Origin of the sequence: Pseudomonas arabinosi, assembly GCF_047758675.1 — a bacterium.
In the GTDB taxonomy this organism is placed as follows: Bacteria; Pseudomonadota; Gammaproteobacteria; order Pseudomonadales; family Pseudomonadaceae; genus Aquipseudomonas; species Aquipseudomonas arabinosi.
In genome coordinates, this window is sequence record NZ_CP180480.1 from 701,683 (window position 1) to 723,046 (window position 21,364).

General features: G+C 60.7%; 19 protein-coding genes and 1 pseudogene. 10 read left to right on the forward strand and 10 right to left on the reverse strand.

What is annotated here, in order from left to right:
• Window positions 1–24 precede the first annotated feature (24 nt).
• Window positions 25–723, reverse strand: a complete 699-nt coding sequence (locus tag ACMXYJ_RS03220) for a YggS family pyridoxal phosphate-dependent enzyme (RefSeq protein WP_415758756.1) — start codon at window positions 721–723, stop codon at window positions 25–27.
• A gap of 55 nt (window positions 724–778) precedes the next feature.
• Between ACMXYJ_RS03220 and ACMXYJ_RS03225 the strand changes: the two genes are divergently transcribed.
• The gene (locus tag ACMXYJ_RS03225) at window positions 779–1,813 is read left to right on the forward strand and encodes a type IV pilus twitching motility protein PilT (RefSeq protein WP_056738953.1); all 1,035 of its coding nucleotides are present in this window, start codon (window positions 779–781) and stop codon (window positions 1,811–1,813) included.
• A 103-nt stretch (window positions 1,814–1,916) separates the two neighbouring features.
• On the opposite strand, the gene ACMXYJ_RS03230 is transcribed toward ACMXYJ_RS03225, so the two are convergent.
• A complete protein-coding gene (locus ACMXYJ_RS03230; protein WP_415758757.1) occupies window positions 1,917–2,537 on the reverse strand; it encodes a C40 family peptidase in 621 nt (206 codons plus the stop codon).
• A 250-nt stretch (window positions 2,538–2,787) separates the two neighbouring features.
• Between ACMXYJ_RS03230 and ACMXYJ_RS03235 the strand changes: the two genes are divergently transcribed.
• Window positions 2,788–3,207 carry an NINE protein gene (locus ACMXYJ_RS03235; protein ID WP_415758758.1) on the forward strand — a complete coding sequence of 140 codons (420 nt, stop codon included), beginning with the start codon at window positions 2,788–2,790 and terminating at the stop codon, window positions 3,205–3,207.
• A gap of 91 nt (window positions 3,208–3,298) precedes the next feature.
• On the opposite strand, the gene ACMXYJ_RS03240 is transcribed toward ACMXYJ_RS03235, so the two are convergent.
• The 7 genes from ACMXYJ_RS03240 to gshB form a co-directional block, all read right to left on the reverse strand.
• Complete coding sequence (locus ACMXYJ_RS03240) at window positions 3,299–4,570, reverse strand: dihydroorotase (protein ID WP_140675035.1); 1,272 nt, start codon at window positions 4,568–4,570, stop codon at window positions 3,299–3,301.
• On the reverse strand, window positions 4,567–5,571 hold the full coding sequence (locus ACMXYJ_RS03245) for an aspartate carbamoyltransferase catalytic subunit (RefSeq protein ID WP_074871640.1): 1,005 nt from the start codon (window positions 5,569–5,571) through the stop codon (window positions 4,567–4,569). The genes ACMXYJ_RS03240 and ACMXYJ_RS03245 overlap by 4 nt, the downstream gene beginning before the upstream one ends.
• Before the next feature lie 27 nt (window positions 5,572–5,598).
• Window positions 5,599–6,102, reverse strand: a complete 504-nt coding sequence (gene pyrR / locus ACMXYJ_RS03250) for a bifunctional pyr operon transcriptional regulator/uracil phosphoribosyltransferase PyrR (RefSeq protein WP_008152613.1) — start codon at window positions 6,100–6,102, stop codon at window positions 5,599–5,601.
• Between the two features lie 84 nt (window positions 6,103–6,186).
• Entirely contained in the window at window positions 6,187–6,624 is a 438-nt protein-coding gene (gene ruvX / locus ACMXYJ_RS03255; RefSeq protein WP_005792259.1) for a Holliday junction resolvase RuvX, read from the reverse strand.
• Entirely contained in the window at window positions 6,624–7,196 is a 573-nt protein-coding gene (locus ACMXYJ_RS03260) for a YqgE/AlgH family protein (protein ID WP_046045231.1), read from the reverse strand. The genes ruvX and ACMXYJ_RS03260 overlap by 1 nt, the downstream gene beginning before the upstream one ends.
• A gap of 181 nt (window positions 7,197–7,377) precedes the next feature.
• Window positions 7,378–8,277, reverse strand: coding sequence for a TonB family protein (locus ACMXYJ_RS03265; RefSeq protein WP_415758759.1), 900 nt, complete (start codon window positions 8,275–8,277; stop codon window positions 7,378–7,380).
• A 77-nt stretch (window positions 8,278–8,354) separates the two neighbouring features.
• On the reverse strand, window positions 8,355–9,308 hold the full coding sequence (gene gshB, locus ACMXYJ_RS03270) for a glutathione synthase (RefSeq protein WP_415758760.1): 954 nt from the start codon (window positions 9,306–9,308) through the stop codon (window positions 8,355–8,357).
• A gap of 234 nt (window positions 9,309–9,542) precedes the next feature.
• Here gshB and pilG point away from each other — a divergent pair, with 234 nt between their 5' ends.
• From pilG to ACMXYJ_RS03300, 6 genes are all read left to right on the forward strand, one after another.
• Window positions 9,543–9,947, forward strand: a complete 405-nt coding sequence (gene pilG, locus ACMXYJ_RS03275) for a twitching motility response regulator PilG (protein ID WP_008152601.1) — start codon at window positions 9,543–9,545, stop codon at window positions 9,945–9,947.
• Window positions 9,948–10,004: 57 nt separating this feature from the next.
• A complete protein-coding gene (gene pilH / locus ACMXYJ_RS03280; RefSeq protein ID WP_008068134.1) occupies window positions 10,005–10,370 on the forward strand; it encodes a twitching motility response regulator PilH in 366 nt (121 codons plus the stop codon).
• Window positions 10,371–10,380: 10 nt separating this feature from the next.
• A complete protein-coding gene (locus ACMXYJ_RS03285; RefSeq protein WP_415758761.1) occupies window positions 10,381–10,914 on the forward strand; it encodes a chemotaxis protein CheW in 534 nt (177 codons plus the stop codon).
• 139 nt (window positions 10,915–11,053) lie between these two features.
• A complete protein-coding gene (locus ACMXYJ_RS03290; protein WP_415758762.1) occupies window positions 11,054–13,111 on the forward strand; it encodes a methyl-accepting chemotaxis protein in 2,058 nt (685 codons plus the stop codon).
• 52 nt (window positions 13,112–13,163) lie between these two features.
• Window positions 13,164–19,070: an Hpt domain-containing protein gene (locus ACMXYJ_RS03295; protein WP_415758763.1), complete on the forward strand. Its 5,907-nt coding sequence runs from the start codon at window positions 13,164–13,166 to the stop codon at window positions 19,068–19,070.
• Window positions 19,063–19,518: a chemotaxis protein CheW gene (locus ACMXYJ_RS03300; protein WP_046053659.1), complete on the forward strand. Its 456-nt coding sequence runs from the start codon at window positions 19,063–19,065 to the stop codon at window positions 19,516–19,518. Before ACMXYJ_RS03295 ends, ACMXYJ_RS03300 begins: the two co-directional genes overlap by 8 nt.
• Window positions 19,519–19,632: 114 nt before the next feature.
• Here ACMXYJ_RS03300 and ACMXYJ_RS03305 read toward each other — a convergent pair whose 3' ends face one another.
• Complete coding sequence (locus ACMXYJ_RS03305) at window positions 19,633–20,007, reverse strand: DUF6124 family protein (protein WP_056738974.1); 375 nt, start codon at window positions 20,005–20,007, stop codon at window positions 19,633–19,635.
• Window positions 20,008–20,268: 261 nt separating this feature from the next.
• Here ACMXYJ_RS03305 and ACMXYJ_RS03310 point away from each other — a divergent pair.
• A pseudogene (locus ACMXYJ_RS03310) lies at window positions 20,269–20,867 on the forward strand (transcriptional regulator); the annotation flags it as partial.
• Window positions 20,868–20,883: 16 nt separating this feature from the next.
• Window positions 20,884–21,222 carry a hypothetical protein gene (locus ACMXYJ_RS03315; RefSeq protein WP_415758764.1) on the forward strand — a complete coding sequence of 113 codons (339 nt, stop codon included), beginning with the start codon at window positions 20,884–20,886 and terminating at the stop codon, window positions 21,220–21,222.
• Window positions 21,223–21,364 lie beyond the last annotated feature (142 nt).

The following is a 21,364-nucleotide window of genomic DNA, read 5'->3' on the forward strand; positions in this document are numbered from 1 at the left end:
ATAAAGAGAGGCGTCAGCCATTTTTCATGGCTGACCATGCATTTGTTGAGAGTCGCGAGCGCCAAACAGGGCCGTACCGATGCGTACCCACGTGGCGCCCATGGCGATGGCAGACTCAAGGTCGTGGCTCATGCCCATGGAAAGTGTGTCGAGCGGCAGGTTCAGGCTGGCTTGCAGGCTTTGTACGGCGGCAAAAGCAGCATCCTGGGCGGCGCGATCTTCGGTTGGCTCGGGGATTGCCATCAACCCGCGCAGCTTGATGCGCGGCAGTTCGCTGATGGCATTGGCCAGGGCCGGAAGATCAGCCGGAGTGCAGCCGGACTTGCTGGCTTCACCGCTGACGTTGACCTGGATGCAAATGTTCAGTGGCGGCAAATCGGCAGGACGTTGTTCGGACAGGCGTTGTGCGATTTTCAAACGATCCACGGAGTGCACCCAAGCGAAGTGCTCGGCGATAGCGCGAGTCTTGTTCGATTGAATGGGGCCGATGAAGTGCCAGATCAAGGGCAGGTCGGCCAATTCGAGCTGTTTGCTCAGGGCTTCCTGCAGGTAGTTCTCGCCAAAGTCGCGGAGGCCGGCGGCATACGCTTCGCGCAGGGCTTCGGCGGGCTTGGTCTTGCTCACAGCCAGTAGCTGGACGCTGTCTTCGTCGCGTTTTGCGGCAAGGGCGGCAGCGTGGATGCGTGAACTAACCTGAGCAATGTTGTCTGCTATCGTGGACATCAAGAGGCGCCGGCGGCTGAAGGTTCGCGGCATTCTACTGGAATTGAGGAACGCTATGGATATCACTGAGCTGCTGGCTTTCAGCGCGAAACAGGGCGCGTCCGACTTGCATCTGTCTGCCGGCCTGCCACCGATGATTCGGGTCGACGGCGATGTGCGGCGCATCAACCTGCCAGCCCTGGACCACAAACAGGTGCAGGCGCTGATCTACGACATCATGAACGACACGCAACGGGTGGACTTCGAGAAGCACCTGGAGACCGACTTTTCCTTTGACGTGCCCGGCGTGGCGCGTTTTCGGGTTAACGCATTCAACCACAATCGCGGTGCTGGCGCGGTGTTCCGGACCATTCCGTCCAAGGTCCTGAGCATGGAAGATCTCGGTATGGGGGAAGTGTTTCGCAAGATTACCGAAGCGCCGCGAGGGCTGGTGCTGGTGACCGGTCCGACCGGTTCCGGCAAATCCACCACCCTGGCAGCGATGATCGATCACCTGAACACCCATCGCCATCAGCATATTCTCACGATCGAAGACCCGATCGAGTTCGTCCACGAGTCGCGCAAATGCTTGATCAATCAGCGTGAAGTCCATCGTGATACGCGCAGCTTCGCCACGGCTCTACGCTCGGCCCTGCGGGAGGACCCGGACGTGATTCTGGTGGGGGAGATGCGGGATCTGGAGACCATTCGCCTGGCGTTGACCGCCGCCGAAACCGGTCATCTGGTGTTTGGCACGCTGCACACGACATCGGCGGCGAAAACCATCGACCGGGTGGTGGACGTGTTTCCGGGGGACGAGAAATCGATGGTTCGTTCGATGCTGTCCGAGTCGTTACTGGCGGTGGTATCGCAGACGTTGGTCAAGAAGATCGGTGGCGGGCGGATTGCGGCCCACGAAATCATGCTCGGCACGTCAGCGATCCGTAACCTGATCCGCGAAGACAAGGTGGCGCAGATGTACTCGTCGATTCAGACCGGGGGAAACCTGGGGATGCAGACGCTGGATATGTGCTTGAAGGAGCTGGTGAGCAAGGGCTTGATCAGTCGCGAGCATGCGCGGGAGAAGGCGCGCACGCCGGATGGGTTTTGAGGTTTAAAAGCAAAAGATCGCAGCCTGCGGCAGCTCCTACAGGGAAATGCATAGTCCCGTGTAGGAGCTGCCGCAGGCTGCGATCTTTTGATCTTGCTTCAAATCAGCGCTGAACAACCTGCAGGGTGTTCTTCTCTTTCGGCATAACCCGCTTGGCAACCACGTAGTGGCTTTCCCAGTAGGGTTTTTTCAGCGTGTCGATGGTCACCGACTTGCCACGACGTGGTGCGTGGATGAAGCGGTCGTTGCCCAGATAGATGGCAACGTGATTGACCCGACGGCTCTTGATGTTGAAGAAAATCAGGTCGCCAGGCTTCAGATCCTTGCGATCGACTTTCTCCCCATGACCGCTGGCCATGGCGTTGGAAGTGCGCGGCAGGTCAAACGTGGCGTCGTTGAACGCGTATTTCACCAGGCCACTGCAGTCGAACCCTTTACTTGGGCTGCTGCCGCCCCAACGGTACGGAGTACCCAGGACGTTTACGGCGCGGCTCAGCACGTTGCTGCTTTCCTTGCTCGCCATCGGCGGTACAAGGCTGCTTTTGCTGCTGCTCAACTGGGGAGCGCGTTTTACGGATTGTTTGTTTTTGCTCGAAGGAGCAGAAACATGGGATTTCTGGGTGTAACCATTAACGTTAGGAAGACGTTGCTCACGATTGGTGGCGTGGGCGGCCAGTGGCATCAAAAGGCAAATGGTTAGCCATGTCTTGAAAAATGGACGCATTAGGCAAGGCTCATATAAGTTAGCGCGCAACTTTATAACAGCTTTTTTGGCCCTTCCGCGGCCGTTGGTCGATTCAACCTTGGGGGCAACGGAACCAAATAAGCAGAAAATAGACGCGATTGTCGGACACAACGCTTGTGCTACAAGGGTTTGACGGGACACAAGGTAGCATTTGCCATACGTCGGCCACCTGTAAAAAAGTCACAAAGATTTAAAGAATATTTATCTATCGTGTGAATCGAGGTCCTTCATGAACACCTATCAACAGTCCGATCCGCATCAAGACACGCACAGCAAAGTGATTGGTTACCTGCTGTGGATTTTCGGTTTTACCGGCGCTCACCGCTTCTATTACGGCAAGCCGGTGACGGGGACGATCTGGTTCTTCACCTTCGGTTTGTTGGGTATCGGCTGGCTGATCGACCTGTTTCTGATCCCGGCCATGGATCGTGAAGCGGACCTGCGTTTTACCGCCGGGCCCATTGAGTACAACGTGGCGTGGATTCTGCTGACGTTTCTGGGGATATTCGGCGTACACCGGATGTATCAGGGGAAGTGGATCAGCGGATTGCTGTACCTGGTGACGGGCGGGTTGTTCTTTCTGGGGGTGCTGTATGACTTCTGGACGCTGAATGACCAGGTGTCGATTCGCAACGCACAGAGTCGTTAAGCAAAGATCAAAAGATCGCAGGCTTCGCCAGCTCCTACACTGGAATATGCGTTTCCCTGTAGGAGCTGCCGCAGGCTGCGATCTTTTGATTTTAGGCTTGGTGGCTAATGCGTCCATCCACCAAGGTGTAACGCACCACGCCCGGCAGACTGTGGCCAATGAACGGGCAGTTTTCGCCTTTGGACAGCCAGGTCTCACCAGCCACGGTCGATGCCGCCGGATCGAACAGCACGATGTCCGCCGGTCCACCTACCGCCAGTTTGCCCGCCGGCAGGCGCAACGCCTCGGCAGGTCCGGTGCTCAAGCGCGCCAACAGCGTCGGCAGATCCAGCAAACCATCCTCCACCAGCGTCATCGCCAACGGCAGCAGCAGTTCAACGCTGCTGATGCCCGGTTCGGTGGCCCCGAACGGCGCCAGTTTGGCGTCCCGCTCGTGGGGTTGGTGATGGCTTGAGATGGCCGAGATCACACCCGATTTCACCGCTTCACGCAGGCCATCGCGGTCAGCGCGGGTGCGCAGCGGCGGCTGGACGTGATAGAGGCTGCTGAAGTCGATCAGCGCTTCGTCGGTCAGGATCAGCTGATACAGGGCGACATCGGCCGTCACTGGCAGGCCGCGAGCCTGGGCCTGAGCGATCAGGGCCACGCCACGTGCACTGGTGAGCTGGCTGAAGTGCGCGCGTACGCCACTTTGCTCGACCAGCAGCAGATCCCGCGCGAGAGCCACGGTTTCAGCGGTTTCGGGAATGCCCGGCAAACCAAGGAAGCTGGCGGTCGGGCCTTCATGAGCCAGGCCACCTTCGGCCAGGTCATGGTCCTGAGAGTTGAAAATCACCGTCAGGTCGAATGTTGCGGCGTATTCCAGCGCCCGGCACAGCGTGCGGGTGTTGCGGAAGCTGTCCAGGCCGTTGCCGAAGGCCACGCAACCGGCATCGCGCAAGGCGACCAGCTCGGCCAGCTGTTCGCCGTCCAGGCCTTTGCTCAGGGCGCCGATCGGGAACACCTTGGTGTTGCCGGCCTCGCGGGCGCGGTCGAGGATCAGTTCGGCCACGGCCGAGGTGTCCAGCACCGGTTTGGTTTTCGGCGGGCAGCACAGGCTGGTGACGCCACCGGCCGCGGCGGCGCGGGTTTCGCTGACGATTGAACCTTTACGGCTGTAGCCCGGTTCGCGCAGGGCGACGTTCAGGTCAACCAGCCCAGGGGCGGCGACCAGGCCTTTGGCGTCGAGGGTGTCGACGGCGACAAAACCGGCCGGCGCGGCGCCAAGGGCAATGATCTTGCAGGCTTCAATATGGATATCGGTAACTTGATCTAGGCCGCTGGCCGGATCGATGACGCGGGCGCCGAGAATGCTGAGCTTCACTGGGCGTTCTCCTGCTCGAATTGGCGCTGGGCTGTTTGCCCGCTCATGGCCATGGACAGCACGGCCATACGAATCGCGATGCCGTAGGTCACCTGATTGAGGATCACCGAGTGCGGACCGTCGGCCACCGCCGACTCAATTTCCACCCCACGGTTGATCGGCCCCGGGTGCATGACGATGCAATCCGGTTTGGCCCCGGCCAGGCGCGCGGTGGTCAGGCCGAACAGGCGGTAGAACTCACCTTCGCTCGGCAGCAGGCCGCCGGTCATGCGTTCACGTTGCAGGCGCAGCATGATCACCACGTCGACGTCTTTCAGGCCTTCGGTCATGTCGGTGTAGACCTTCACGCCGTACTGCTCGACGCCGATTGGCAGCAGGGTTTTCGGCGCGATCACGCGGATGTCCGGGCAGCCGAGGGTTTTCAGCGCGAGCATGTTCGAGCGCGCCACCCGCGAGTGCAGGATGTCGCCGACGATGGCTACGGAAAGGTTTTCGAAGCCTCCCTTGTGCCGACGAATCGTGAGCATGTCGAGCATGCCCTGGGTCGGGTGGGCGTGACGGCCGTCACCGCCGTTGATGATCGCCACCTGCGGGCAGACATGTTCGGCGATGAAGTGTGCCGCGCCGGAGTCACCGTGACGCACGACGAACATGTCGGCGGCCATGGCTTCCAGGTTGCGCAGGGTGTCGAGCAGAGTTTCGCCCTTGCTCGCCGACGATGTGGACACGTTCAGGGTGATCACGTCCGCCGACAGCCGCTGGGCCGCCAGTTCGAAGGTGGTGCGGGTGCGGGTGGAGTTCTCGAAGAACACGTTGCACACGGTCTTGCCGCGCAGCAACGGGACTTTCTTCACCGCCCGGGCGCCGACTTCAAGGAACGAGTCGGCGGTGTCGAGGATTTCCGTCAACAGCTCGCGGCGCAAACCGTCGAGCGAGAGGAAGTGGCGCAGCTGGCCCTGATCATTGAGCTGCAGCGGGCGCTTGGTTTCTAGAGGCGTCATCGCGAGGGGGACTCTCAATAGGGCGAATTAAAGGGCGAGGTCTTGCAGTTCGAGCTTGAGTTCCGGGCCGGACAGTTTCACCCGTTCGTGGGCGGCCAGCGACAGCGTCGCGCCGACCACATTCGGGCGGATCGGCAGCTCACCGGCGTCCAGGTCCAGCAGGCACACCAATGTCACGCTGGCCGGGCGGCCGTAGTCGAACAGCTCATTGAGGGCGGCGCGGATGGTCCGGCCGCTCATCAGCACGTCATCGATCAGCACCAGGTGCTGGCCTTCGATCTCGAACGGCAGCGCCGAAGGGCGCACTTGTGGGTGCAGGCCGTTCTGGCTGAAGTCGTCGCGGTAGAAGGAGACGTCCAGGGTGCCGAGCGGCGAGTCGCTGCCCAGTTCATCGAGCAACGCCTGGGCGACCCAGACGCCACCGGTACGAATACCGATGTAGCGCGGCTCGCTGATGCCGCGGTGTTCCAGGTGCGCCTTGAGACGGGTCGCCATCTGGCTGATCAGTTCGGCGGGATTGGGCAGGCTCATGGTTGCTCCTTCTTGGGCCCGAGCCTGGTTCTGCTGGAGAGGTGGCTCGGGTTGTCGCTAAGTAGAGACGCGTGTTGCGGCTCTTCAGGATTCGAACAGTGCGGTGTTTTCGTCGAGCCAGCCTTGCAGCAGCAGGGCGGCGGCGATGGCGTCCACCGGGTTGTCGCGGTAGCTGCCCTTTTGTCCGCCGCGATCACGTCGTTCACCCTTGGCTTCGAAGGTGGTCAGGCGTTCATCGTGGGTATAGAAGGGCAGGTTGTAGCGGCCGTTGAGGCGGCGGGCGAATTTCTCGGCGCGCAGGCACATGTCGCTCGGCGTGCCGTCCATGTTCAAGGGCAGGCCCACCACCACGGCATCGGGTTTCCACTCTTTAATCAGGGCTTCGACCTGATTCCAGTCGGGAATACCGTTTTGTGCTTTCAAGGTGCACAGCTCGCGGGCCTGGCCGGTAATCACCTGGCCGACCGCGACGCCGATCTGTTTGGTGCCGTAGTCGAAACCCAAAATCAGGCGCAGGGCCATCAGGCGTGTCCCGCCTGGCTGGTCAGCAGGCTGAGGTTGACGCCCAGGTGCTTGGCCGCTGCTTCCAGGCGCAGTTCGCTGCTGGTGTTGAACAAAATATCGGCATCGAACGGGCAGGTCAGCCAGGCGTTCTGAGCCAGTTCGGCTTCCAGCTGCCCGGCTTCCCAGCCAGCGTATCCGAGGGCGATCAGGCTTTTCGCCGGACCGACGCCGTCGGCGATGGCGAACAGCACGTCCTGGGAGGTCGACAGGGCCAGTTTCTCATCAAGCTCAACGGTGGCCTGATAACTCTGCCCCGAGGGGTGCAGGACAAAACCGCGATCGGTCTGCACCGGGCCGCCGATGAAGATCGGCACATGCTGGCAGAGCACCGGCGGTTCGATGTCGGGGCGCAGTTGTTCGAGGATATCGGCCAGGTTGAGGTCTTGCGGACGATTGACCACCAGGCCCATGGCACCATTGGCCGTGTGCTCGACGATGTAGGTCAAGGTGTGCGCAAAGTTCGGGTCGACCATGTGAGGCATGGCGATCAGGAATTGATGCTTGAGGTAGCTGGGGCTGACGTTCTTCATGAGCGCTAGTGTGGCGTTGGAGGGGCGAACTGACAAGCTGGGGATGGCGCAATTTGGCAGTCGGCACCCATCAAATGTGGGAGCGGGCTTGCTCGCGAAGGCGTCGTGTCAGTCGACATCAATGTTGAATGATTGACCGCATTCGCGAGCAAGCCCGCTCCCACAAGGGGTTCTGTGGTGGTCAGTTGCTGGAGAGTCTGTCGCCGCGGGCAAACTTCCAGGTCCGGATGATTTCCAGACGGTCGATATCCGACAGATCCCCGGTAAACGGTGAAAACGGCGCCGCCAGCCGCACGATGCGCTGCGCCGCCTGATCCAGCAGCGGTTGCCCGGACGACTCCAGCACCAGCACTTCAAAGAGCGAGCCGTCCCGGTTGATCGAAACCAAAAGGCGCAAATTGCCGTAGATCTGCTTGCGTCGCGCTTCGTCGGGGTAATTCAGGTTGCCGATGCGCTCGACCTTCTTGCGCCACTCGTCCTTATACCAGGCGCCTTTATCGCGCATGGTCGACGCGGCGCTCAGGCGATGGATGCGCGGGCGCTTGGCATACAGCTGTTGTTCGTTGGCCAGTTCCGCTTCCAGGCTGGCGATGTCGCTGGACAGCTGTTCACTGTCGAACGTCGGCGCGGCGACGGCGGGTTTGGTGACGGGCTTGGGTTCTTCGGTTTTGGCCGGGGCCTTTTTCGGCTTGGGCGCGACGGTCGTCACGGCTGCCTTCGGTGCGGCTTCCTTCACTTCAGGCTTGGCCGCTGGCGGTGGCGTGACTTTCTGCACCTTGTTGTCCTGGAAAGGCGCGACCTCGGTGGTCTTGGGAATTGCCTTTTTATCCAGGGTGCCGCTGCCTTCCTGATTCTCTTGAGCGAGGAAATCGGCTTTCTCAGGCTTCTTTTCGCTTTTGAAGGTGGCGAGGGTGATTTCCAGGGTTTTGCTGATTTGCTTGGGTTCAACCATCGTAAAGCCGACGCCCAACAGCAAGGCCAGGTGAATCAGCGCCGCGAGAAACAGGGTAAAACCGAGGCGATCAGCCGGGCGCACGCCACGATGGGCGAGTTCAGCGGGCAGATCGGACGGGAGCGTCATGACAAAAAAACCAACATCGCGTTTTTCACAGGCCGCGGATGATAACGCAATGTTGGTCGTTTCTTGGCTGTTCTATATCAACGGGCCTTGAGCTTCTGATCGATGGCATCCATCAGCAGGCCGCCGATGTCGGTGCCAAACGCATTATCAATCTCGCGAATGCAGGTCGGGCTGGTGACGTTGATTTCCGTCAGATGCTCGCCGATCACGTCCAGACCGACGAACAACAGGCCTTTTTCGCGCAGGGTCGGGCCGACTTGTGCGGCGATCCAGCGATCCTTGTCGGTCAGCGGTCGGGCTTCGCCACGGCCACCGGCGGCGAGGTTGCCACGGGTTTCGCCAGCAGCTGGAATCCGCGCCAGGCAGTAATCCACTGGTTCGCCGTCGATCATCAGGATGCGCTTGTCGCCATCGACGATCGCCGGCAGGTAACCCTGGATCATGATCTGCTGTTTGCCATGCAGGGTCAGGGTTTCGAGGATCACCGACAGGTTCGGGTGGCCAGCGGTGTGACGGAAGATCGATGAACCGCCCATGCCGTCCAGCGGCTTGAGGATCACGTCGCCGTGGTGATCGGCGAATTCACGCAGTACGTCCGGGCGACGGCTGACGATGGTCGGCGGCGTGCACTGCGGGAACAGCGTGGCGAACAGCTTTTCGTTGCAGTCACGCAGGCTTTGCGGCTTGTTGACCACCAGCACACCAGCGCGTTCGGCTTGCTCCAGCAGGTAAGTGGAGTAGACGAATTCCATGTCGAACGGCGGATCCTTGCGCATCAGGATCACGTCCAGATCGCTCAGCAGCGCGTCGGTCTCGGCTTCCAGTTCGAACCATTTTTCCGGGTTGGCGAAGACTTTCAACGGACGCATCCGCGCCCGCGCTTCACCTTCGCCCTGGTACAAATCCTTCTGTTCCATATAGAACAGTTCCCAACCGCGCTTCTGTGCGGCCAGCAGCATGGCCAGCGAGCTATCCTTTTTATAGGAGATGCTGGCAATAGGATCCATGACAATCCCGACGCGAACGCTCATGGGTTTTTCCTCGAAATTGGGTGGTCCGAATGGACACGAAAAAGTGGCGTCAGAGTGGCGCTGAGTGTGTTCCCGGTCAAGGAAAAACCACTGCCAGGGTCGGCCGATAGATTGGTTTTGGAGACTGTGCTAAAAAGGCTGCCATATCGCGCTGGCCCTTGAACATCAAGGGTTTCGAGCCTCCGGTTATCGGAAATGGACAATTTGATTCGCAAAGGCGACGGCAGAGCATTTATGGAACAGCATTCCAGCGCCTTGAAGGTCATGGTGATCGACGATTCGAAAACGATTCGCCGTACCGCCGAAACGCTTTTGAAAAACGTGGGGTGTGAAGTGATCACGGCCATCGATGGTTTCGATGCTCTGGCCAAGATTGCCGACAATCACCCCGGCATCATCTTTGTCGACATCATGATGCCGCGTCTGGATGGTTATCAGACCTGCGCTTTAATCAAGAACAACAGTGCGTTCAAGTCCACGCCAGTGATTATGCTGTCGTCCAAGGACGGGCTGTTCGACAAGGCCAAGGGGCGCATCGTCGGCTCCGACCAGTTTTTGACCAAGCCTTTCAGCAAGGAAGAACTGCTGAACGCGATCCAGGCCCATGTACCGGGCTTCGCCGCCGTTTTGCCGCAGTAGGACACGCACAGTGACGCTCGGCCAACGGGCCCGGCGTCGACAAGAATGGGGAAGACCATGGCACGTATTCTGATCGTCGATGATTCGCCGACCGAAATGTACAAACTGACCGGCATGCTGGAAAAGCACGGTCATGAAGTGTTGAAAGCCGAAAACGGCGCCGACGGCGTGGCCCTGGCCCGTCAGGAAAAACCCGACGCCGTTCTGATGGACATCGTCATGCCTGGCCTAAATGGTTTCCAGGCGACCCGTCAGCTGACCAAAGACCCGGAAACCGGGCACATCCCGGTGATCATCATCACCACCAAGGATCAGGAAACCGACAAAGTCTGGGGCACGCGCCAGGGCGCCAAGGATTACCTGACCAAACCGGTCGACGAAGAAACCCTGATCAAGACCCTGAACAACGTGCTGGCCGGTTGATCGTCCGGCCATGACCGAGTCGCTGACGGCTTTCGAACTGCTGCTGCAGATCGACCAGCGTTGTCGTCTGCTGGCGGCAGACTTGCCGTCCCAGCCGACCCGACAAGACAGTTGGAGCGGTATCGGCTTCCGTCTGGGCGAGCACTGGTACGTCGCGCCGATGGGCGAGGTCAGCGAAGTGTTGCATGAGCCGCGGTTCACCCAGCTGCCGGGGGTCCGGCCCTGGGTCAAGGGGGTGGCCAATCTGCGCGGGCGTCTGTTGCCGATCATCGACTTGTGCGGCTTCTTCGGGCATGAGCTGTCAGCCGTGCGCAAGCAGCGCCGGGTATTGGTGGTGGAGCATAACGAGGTGTTTACCGGGTTGATGGTCGATGAGGTTTTCGGCTTGCAACACTTTGCCCAGGACAGCCTGGAACCGGTAGATACCTTGAGCGGCCCGATTGCACCGTTCATCAAAGGCCGGTTTCAGCGTGAGCAGACCTGGCAGGTGTTCAGCCCGTTTGCGTTGGTGCAGTCACAAAGCTTCATGCACGTCGCGCTGTAATCCATGTGGGAGCGAGCCTGCTCGCGATTGAACGATAACGCCTGTTCCCTGATGTACCGCGGCGCCTGAATCGCGAGCAGGCTCGCTCCCACAGGGTTCTCGGCATGGTTCACAGGTGTTGGTTAACAGGCGAGGACCGATGATAAAAGCAAAAACAGGCAAGCCAGAAGGGTCGCGCAGCCGGTCACAGATCATCGCGCTGTTCATCGCGCTGATCGTCTTCATCATGCTGCTGTTCGCCAACTTCGCGTACCTCAACACCCAGGCCTCGTACGACAAACAGTACATCGGCCACGCCGGTGAGCTGCGCGTGCTGTCCCAGCGCATTGCCAAGAATGCCACCGAAGCCGCTGCCGGCAAGGCGGCGGCGTTCAAGCTGCTGAGCGATGCGCGTAATGACTTTGCCCAACGCTGGGGCTATCTGAAGAAAGGCGACCCCGCCACCGGCCTGCCGCCGGCGCCGTCCACCGTGCGCCCGGAAATGCGTGCCGTGCAGCTGGACTGGGAACGCCTGCTGAAAAACACCGACGCGATTCTCTCCAGCGAACAGACCGTGCTGTCGCTGCATCAAGTCGCCGCGACCCTGGCCGAAACCGTGCCGCAGTTGCAGGTCGAGTATGAAAAAGTCGTCGAAACGCTCCTCCAGCGCGGTGCCCCGGCCGCGCAGGTGGCCATGGCCCAGCGCCAGTCGCTATTGGCTGAGCGGATTCTCGGCGCGGTGAACACCGTGCTGTCCGGTGATGAAAATTCGCAGCAGGCCGCCGACGCCTTCGGTCGTGATGCGGCGCGATTCGGCCAGGTGCTCAACGGCATGCTCCAGGGCAATCCGTCACTGAAAGTCAGCCAGGTTGAAGACCGCGATGCGCGCGCGCGGTTGATCGAGATTTCCGAGCTGTTCGAGTTTGTCTCGGGTTCGGTGGATGAAATCCTCGAAACCTCGCCGGAGCTGTTCAAGGTCCGCGAATCGGCCACCAGTATTTTCACCCTGTCGCAGACCCTGCTCGAGGAAGCCTCGCACCTGGCCGGCGGTTTTGAAAACCTGGCCGGCGGGCGCAACACCGACACCATTGGCGGCTACGTGCTGGGCCTGTTGGCGCTGATGTCGATCATCCTCATTGGTCTGGTGATGGTCCGTGAAACCAACCGTCAGCTGCGCGAAACGGCCGAGAAGAACGAGCGTAACCAGAACGCGATCATGCGCCTGCTCGACGAGATCGAAGACCTGGCGGACGGCGACCTGACCGTGACCGCCTCGGTGACCGAAGACTTCACCGGGACCATCGCCGACTCGATCAACTATTCCGTGGACCAACTGCGCGACCTGGTGGCGACCATCAACCTCACCGCTGGCCAGGTCGCTGCCGCCGTGCAGGAAACCCAGGCCACCGCCATGCACCTGGCCCAGGCTTCGGAGCATCAGGCGCAGCAGATTGCCGAAGCTTCCACCGCGATCAACGACATGGCCCAGTCCATCGATCAGGTCTCGGCCAACGCCGCCGAATCCTCGGCGGTGGCCGAACGTTCGGTGGAAATCGCCAACAAGGGCAACGAGGTGGTGCACAACACCATCCACGGCATGGACAATATTCGCGAGCAGATTCAGGACACCGCCAAGCGCATCAAGCGTCTCGGCGAGTCCTCTCAGGAAATCGGCGACATTGTCAGCCTGATCGATGACATTGCCGACCAGACCAACATCCTTGCGCTCAACGCGGCGATCCAGGCTTCCATGGCCGGTGATGCCGGGCGCGGCTTTGCGGTGGTCGCCGATGAAGTCCAGCGGTTGGCCGAGCGCTCGTCTGCCGCCACCCGGCAGATCGAAACCCTGGTGCGGGCGATTCAGACCGACACCAACGAAGCCGTGATTTCCATGGAGCAGACCACCACCGAAGTGGTGCGCGGCGCGCGTCTGGCGCAGGATGCCGGAGTGGCCCTGGAAGAAATCGAAGGCGTGTCGAAGACCCTCGCCGCGTTGATCCAGAGTATTTCCAACGCGGCGCAGCAACAGACGTCTTCGGCCGGTCAGATTTCCCTGACGATGAACGTGATCCAGCAGATCACCACGCAGACCTCGTCCGGCTCCACCGCCACCGCCGAGAGCATTGGCAACCTGGCGAAAATGGCCAGCCAGCTGCGGCGTTCGGTGTCCGGTTTCACCTTGCCGGCCGCCAAGGCTGAGGTTGCGGATAAAGTGTGAAACGCCTGCGAGCGAATGCTTTTTTTGAGTAGAGCAGTGATTTGGAGTGGTTATGGGTGATCGGCACGACTATGTGGCCCTCGAGTGGGTCAAAGGCGAGATTGCCGAAACGCTGAAAGTGGCTCACCAGGCGATTGAAACGTTGCTTGATGACCCGCAGGCGACGCACGCGCTCAGTGAATGCCTGGCGTGCATCCATCAGGTTCACGGCAGTTTGCAGATGGTCGAATTCTACGGCGCGGCGCTGCTCGCCGAAGAGATGGAACATCTGACCACGGCGTTGCAACAGAACCGCGTCAGTCATCGCGACGAGACGCTCCACCTGTTGCTGCAAGCCCTTGGGCAGCTGCCGATTTACCTCGACCGGGTGCAAGGTGCGCGCCGCGACCTGCCGCTGGTGGTGTTGCCACTGATCAACGACCTGCGTAGCGCCCGTGGCGAAAGCCTGTTGTCGGAAACCAGCCTGTTCAGCCCGCAATTGCCGGACCTGCCGCCACTGGACGAAGAGTCGCTGGCACTGCTGGAGCCGGCGGATTTACCCAATGTGCTGCGCAAGTTGCGGCAGATGTTGCAGATGGCCCTGGTCGGATTGCTGCGTGAGCAGGACGGCGAAACCAATCTCGGTTACCTGACCAAGGTTTTTGCGCGCCTCGAAGGGCTGTGCGGCAACGCACCCTTGAGCCCGTTATGGCAAGTCGCCTCGGCGCTGGTCGAAGGCATGCGCGGTGGCTCGATTGCTAACAGTCCGGCGTTGCGCAGTTTGTTCAAGGAGGCCGACAAAGAACTGAAGCGCCTGCTCGAACAGGGAATATCCGGAATCAATCAGCCGGCACCGCTGGAGTTGCTCAAGAGTTTGCTGTTCTACATTGCCAAGGCCGAACATCCCACCGGGCAGATGCTGACCATGAAAGATCGCTACGGACTGGACGACGCGCTACCTGACAGCGCGATGGTCGACGAAGAACGAGCACGGCTGGCCGGTCCCGACCGCGATGCCATGCGCTCGGTGTTGGCCGCTTTGTGTGAAGAGCTGGTGCGGGTCAAGGAACGCCTGGACCTGTTCGTGCGCAGTGACCGTCAACACACCTCGGACCTCGAAAGCCTGCTGGCGCCTCTGCGGCAAATCGCCGACACCCTGGCGGTGCTCGGTTTCGGCCAGCCGCGCAAGGTCATCATCGACCAACTGGCGGTGGTGCTCAGCCTCGCCCAGGGCCAGCGTGAGCCCAACGACGCGATCCTGATGGACGTCGCCGGTGCCTTGCTCTACGTCGAAGCGACGCTGGCCGGCATGGTTGGCACCGTCGAGCCGGAAAGCCAGGAAGAAAGCCGCCTGCCGACCACCGACCTGACCCAGATCCATCAGATCGTGATCAAGGAAGCGCGCATCTGCCTGCAACAGGCCAAGGACATGATCGTCGACTACATCGACGCCGACTGGGACCGCCAGCACTTGCAGCCACTGCCGGCCTTGCTGACCCAGGTGCGCGGTGCGCTGGCGATGATTCCGTTGAGCCGTGCGGCGAGCCTGATCGAAACCTGCAACCATTTCATCCGCGAGCACTTGCTGCTCGACCCGGATCATCCCGGCTGGCAGGAACTGGACAGCCTGGCCGACGTCATCACCAGCATCGAGTATTACCTGGAGCGCCTCAGCGACGACCCCGAAGCGCCGGGCGAAAAGTTGCTCGACGTCGCGGAAAAAAGCCTGGCCGCACTCGGCTTTTTCCCCAGCGAGCAGCAGGTGCCGGTGCTTGAAGATGTGCTCAGCCCGAGTGAAGCGCAGGTCATGCAGGATCTGCAGGAACTGAACGACCCTGAGACCGTCCAGTCACTGGCCGATGTATTGGCCAGCCCCGTGTCCTCCGTCAACCCGCCCGCCCTGACCACCCCGGGAAGCCTGTTGCCGCCGCCCACCGGTGAAGAGCCGGTGGACGATGAGCTGCGGGAAGTGTTCCTCGAAGAAACCGATGAAGTCCTGGAAATCCTCCGCGAGTACCTGCCGCGCTGGTCGGTTAATCCCGACGATAAATCGGCCCTGAGCGAACTGCGCCGGGCCTTCCATACGCTCAAGGGCAGTGGCCGGATGGTCCGCGCTTTGGTGCTGGGCGAACTGGCCTGGGCGGTGGAAAACCTGCTCAACCGCGTACTGGAACGCAGCGTTCCGCCGGGGGCGGCGGTGCAACAACTGCTGGGCGATGCGCTGAATCTGCTGCCGGAACTGGTGGCCGAGTTCGCCCTCCATGCCCAGCGCCAGCGCAACGATGTCGACCAATTGGCCGCGCGCGCCCACGCCTTGGCCAAGGGCAATGAGCCGATACCCGACGAGGATGCACAAGACGTCGCCGCCCTCGATCCGCTGCTACTTGAGATCTTCCGCAACGAAGCTGAAACCCATTTGGGCAGCCTCAACCGCTTCCTCGATCAAGCCGCCGAGCACGTGCCGTTGCAGGCCAGCGACGAGTTGCAGCGGGCGCTGCACACCCTCAAGGGCAGCGCCTCCATGGCCGGTGTATTGCCGATTGCCGAACTGGCGAAGCCACTGGATCATTTGACCCGGGAGTACAAGGCGCACCTGCTCGCCCTCGACCTGGACGAAGTCGAGCTGTTACTCGAAGCCGAAGGACTGTTCCGTCTCGGCTTGCGACAACTCAAAACCGACCCGCTGGCCGAGATTCCTGGCGCCCGCTCATTGATCGAGCGAACCCAGACGTTGCTGGCCGAGCGGCTGGAAACGCTCCTGAGTGCACCGAATTCCGGGTTGCGCATCAAGCGTGATCCGCAACTGATCAACAACTTCCTCGCGCAAGGCATGGACATCCTGCTGGACGCCGAAAGCCTGTTGCAGCGCTGGCAGCAACATCCCGGCGAGCGTCAGGAACTCAGCGCATTGCTGGACGAATTGACCACCCTCGGCGAAGGCGCGCACCTGGCGGATCTGCATCCGGTGGATGAGCTTTGCGAAGCCTTGCTCGACCTCTATGGCGCGGTGGAAGAAAGCAGCCTGGCGGTCAGCGAGGCGTTTTTCCATGAAGCGCAAAGTGCCCATGAAGCGCTGATCAACATGCTCGACGAACTGGCCGCCGGCCAGGAAGTCAGTCCGCAACCGGAACGCATCCGGGCCTTGCGCGGCTTGCTCGATGAGAGCCTTGATCCGTCGGCCATGGGCCTGATTCGCAGCGATGGCAGCCGCACGTTGAGCATCCGGGAACTGGGCAGTGCCACGGCCGAACTGGAACAGACCGCGACCCAGGTTGAGCTGGACGATGAGATCGTTTCGATCTTCCTCGAAGAGGCGGTGGATATCCTCGAAAGCGCCGGCCAGGCCTTGCAGCGCTGGCTGAGCGACCCGGACAACGCCGCGCCGCTGTTGTCGTTGCAGCGAGATTTGCACACCCTCAAGGGTGGCGCGCGGATGGCCGAGGTCGAGCCGGTCGGTGATCTGGCTCATGAACTGGAAAGCCTTTACGAAGGGCTGGTGGACCGCCGTTACGCCTACAGCGAAGCCTTGGCGTACCTGCTGCAACACAGTCATGACCGGCTCGCGCAGCTGCTTGACCAGTTGCAGAACCAGCGGCCATTGGGTGATCCGAGTGAGGTGATCGAGGCCATTCGAGAGTTTCGCCAAGGCAATGCCAGCGCTGCCGACACGGTCGAACCGGCACGGGCCGAGGATTCACCGGGCCATGATCCAGAGCTGCTGGAGATCTTCCTCGAGGAAGGTTTCGACATCATCGAAAACTCCGGTGCGGCGCTGGTGCGCTGGCAGGCCGAGCCGTCGAATCGTCAGGAGGTGGAAACCCTGCTGCGTGACCTGCACACCCTCAAGGGTGGCGCGCGGATGGTGGAAATCGCGCCGATTGGCGACCTCGCCCATGAGCTGGAATTTCTCTACGAAGGTCTGTCGGCTGGCGTACTGCAACCCACCGCCGCGTTGTTCGGCTTATTGCAAAGCAGCCACGACCGACTGGCGCAGATGCTCGACGCGACCCGTGCCGGTCAGCCATTGCCGCCCGCCGATCAACTGATCGACGCGATCAAGAACTTCAGTCATCCGGCAGTGCCCGAAACACCGGCACCGGCCGTGGTGTCAGCAACGCCGAAAGTCGAGGCGCCCGCAGCACAACCCGATGCTGGCGCAGACATGGTCAAGGTCTCGGCAGAACTGCTCGACGATCTGGTGAACCTGGCCGGAGAGACGTCGATCTTCCGTGGCCGGATCGAACAACAGGTCAACGATGCGCGCGTGACCCTGAGCGAGATGGAAACCACCATCGAGCGCATGCGCGACCAGTTGCGTCGTCTCGATACTGAAACCCAAGGGCGGATTCTCAGCCGTCAGCAAGTCGAAGCCGAACGCCTGGGCTACGAAGAATTCGATCCGCTGGAAATGGACCGTCACTCACAGTTGCAGCAACTGTCGCGCGCGCTGTTCGAATCCGCCTCCGACTTGCTCGACCTCAAGGAAACCCTCGATCGACGCAATCAGGATGCGGAAAACCTGCTGCAACAGCAGGGCCGCATCAACACCGAATTGCAGGAAGGCCTGATGCGTACGCGCATGGTGCCGTTCGAACGGATGATGCCGCGCTTGAAACGGATCGTCCGCCAAGTCTCCAGCGAGCTGGGCAAAGATGTGGAATTCATCGTCGGCAATGCCGAAGGCGAGATGGACCGCAACGTCCTCGAACGCATGGCTGCGCCGTTGGAACACATGCTGCGCAATGCCGTGGATCATGGGCTGGAATCCGCCGAGGTGCGTGTCGCGGCGGGTAAACCCGCTCAGGGTCGAATCACCCTCGACCTGTCGCGAGAGGGCGCCGACATCATTTTCGACATCCGCGACGATGGGGCCGGCGTGCCGCTGGATGCGGTGCGGAGCAAGGCGATCAAGCGCGGATTGCTGGCCCCGGACAGCGACATCAGCGACCGCGATGTCCTGCAATTCATCCTGCAACCGGGGTTCTCCACCGCCGAGAAAATCACCCAGATTTCCGGGCGCGGCGTCGGCATGGACGTGGTGCATGAAGAGGTTCGGCAGCTCGGCGGCAGCATGAGCATCGACTCTGTGGCCGGGCAGGGCGTGCACTTCCGCATACGCCTGCCGTTCACCGTGTCGGTCAACCGGGCGCTGATGGTGCAGTGTTTTGATGATCAGTACGCGATCCCGCTGAACACCATCGACGGCATCGTTCGCGTGCTGCCCAACGAGCTTGAAGGGCATTACCGGCTCGATCCGCCGACCTACAAATACGCCGGGCAACACTATGAACTGTGCTACCTCGGTGAACTGCTGAAAACCAGCCACCGCCCGAAACTACTCGGCCAGAGCCTGCCGCTGCCGGTGTTGCTGGTGCAGTGCAACGAGCGGCACATCGCGGTGCAAGTCGACTCCATGGCCGGCACTCGCGAGATCGTGGTCAAAAGCCTCGGCCCGCAGTTTGCAGCGGTGCAGGGTTTGTCCGGGGCCACGATTCTCGGCGATGGGCGGGTGGTGCTGATTCTCGATTTGCTGGCACCAATCCGCGCCATGCAGGCCCGAGTGCCGCAACAGCCAGTGACTCAGGAGGCGGAGGTCGAGCCGCATAAACCGCTGCTGGTGTTGGTGGTCGACGATTCGGTGACGGTGCGCAAAGTCACCAGCCGTCTGCTGGAACGCCACGGCATGAACGTGCTGACCGCCAAGGACGGTGTCGACGCCATGCTGCTGCTTGAGGATCACCTGCCCGACGTGATGCTGCTGGACATCGAAATGCCGCGCATGGACGGCTTCGAAGTCGCCACCCAAGTCCGCGCCGACGAACGTCTGCAGCACCTGCCGATCATCATGATCACCTCCCGCACCGGGCAAAAACACCGCGACCGCGCCATGGCCATCGGCGTCAATGACTACCTCGGCAAGCCGTACCAGGAATCGGTGCTGCTCGAAAGCATCACCCTGTGGAGCAAAACCCATGCTTGAGCACCGCACCAGCAACCTCACCGGGCTGCTGTTGCCCTTGGCTGACCGCAACCTGATCCTGCCCAACGTCGCGGTTGCGGAGCTGATCGATTACCAACCCAGCGCCTTCGACCTCGACACGCCGCCGTGGTACCTCGGGCGGGTCATGTGGCGGAACCGGCAGATTCCGTTGCTGAGTTTCGAGTCGGCGTGTGGGCAGAAAATCGTCATCGGTGAGCGGGCGCGTATTGTCATTCTCAATGCTCTCGGTGGGCGGCCCGATCTGAAATTCATTGCGTTGCTGGTGCAGGGGATTCCGCGGTCTTACAAGCTTGATAGCCAGTTGAGCTATGTGGACGTGCCGTTGTGTTCGCTGGAACAGGCGGCGGTGCAGGTGGGGGAGCAAGTGGCCAAGGTGCCGAATTTGTTGGCGTTGGAGGAGTTACTTGTGAGTGCAGGGTTGGTCTGACGGACCCCTTCGCGAGCAGGCTCGCTCCCACATTGGATTTGCGGCGTACACAAAACCCCTGTGGGAGCGAGCCTGCTCGCGATGGCGGCCGTCAATTCACCGAATACTTCACTGCTAAACCCCGGCCCGAGCCTTCATCTGCAACGACTCATGATGATCCAGCGCCCGCTCCACCAACAACTGCACCCCATCCGCCATACGGCTGAGCGCCAAAGCTACAGAGCGGCGTGAGCCCTCCACATCGTCCGCCAGATCGGCAGCAATGGCGCTGATGGACAGCAGGTCTTCGGAGGCATTGGTCAGAAGGGCTTCGGTATCGATATCGGGGGAGACGCTGAAGAGGTGATGTTTGCGGCGCTTGCCCGGTTTTTCATGGGGTGGGAAGTAGTAGGAAAAGACGCGGTCGGCGGCTTCCTTGAGTTTTTCGGCTTCGAGGGAGGCTTCGGAACCGGTGTCGGTTTCCGGCGGGTTGGGAGTTGGTTTGAACATGGCAAAGATCCTTGTAGTGATGGAGCTGCCATTTTTCGTTTTCCAGACGAAAAGGGTGGCAGCTGTACGCGGACTGGAAAAACCGAGTAAGGATCAAACCCGGCAGACCCGAAGGTCTCCCACGCACAGCCGCCATAACTTGGAACTACGGAGCAAAAAAAGCGCCGCATTATGTCATGTGCATTGATCCTGTCCTTCGGGTTTTCCAGGCCCGGTCGCTGAATTGGCGCGTTCCCTTTTTGGGACTCATCGGTTGCCACTGTGAAAAACCTTTCCCTCAGCGAAGCCCTGTTCACGACTACTCAGCAAAAAGTGCTGGGCTTGTTGTTCGGCAAACCCGACCGCAGTTTTTACGCCAACGAGATCGCTCGCTGGGCTCAAGTAGGTAAAGGCAGCCTCATGCGCGAGCTGGATCGGTTGCAGCGGGCAGGCGTGCTGACCATGACCCGTCAGGGCAACCAGACCCACTATCAAGCCAATCCCGATTGCCCGATCTATGCCGAACTGCTGGGCATCGCCCGTAAAACCTTTGGTATTGCCGAGCCTCTGCGCCAAGCGCTCCAACCCTTTGCCGAACAGATCACCTGGGCATTTGTGTACGGTTCAATCGCCAAGGATTCGGCAAACGTATCCAGTGACATTGATCTCATGCTGATCGGCGAAAGCCTCCACTACAGTGAAGTGATGGAGCGGCTCATGCCTATGGAGGAGCAACTGGGCCGCACCCTCAACCCGACGCTCTACACCCCGACGACTGGGCCGCCAAACTGGCCGCTGAAAATAGTTTCGTCGTGCGGGTAGCGCAGCAGGACAAGATCAATCTGATGGGGGGAAACCCTGTAGGAGCTGCCGGATCGCAAGGAATGCGAAGGGCTCATGCGTTCGGCTGTGGATCGATTGAAAGACGCGCAAACGTCTTCGCTTTCCTTCGCGAGCCGTTTCGACCTGGCTTACAACGCTGCCCATGCCCTTGCACTGACGGCCCTTCGCTTGTGCGGCTACCGTTCAGACAAGCGATATCTGGTGTTTCAGTGCCTGGTTCATACCGCTGATATTGGCAAAGTCCAGGTTCGGCTATTCGCCCTGTGTCATGAGCGACGAAACCTGGCGGAGTACGAAGGCTATATGGATGAAGATCCGGGGTTGTTGGCGCAGTTGTTGGAAAGTGCTGAGCAGCTTCTGATTCGAGTGCAGCAGCAGATGACGAGGCTGTAATGCTGAAATCTGCGGTGAATGTTCTGGCCCCATCGCGAGCAGGCTCACTCCCACAGGGTTTTGTGTTCGCCGCCGATCCAATGTGGGAGCGAGCCTGCTCGCGATGGCGTCGGCATGGCCAACCATTACCCTGACCGTAACG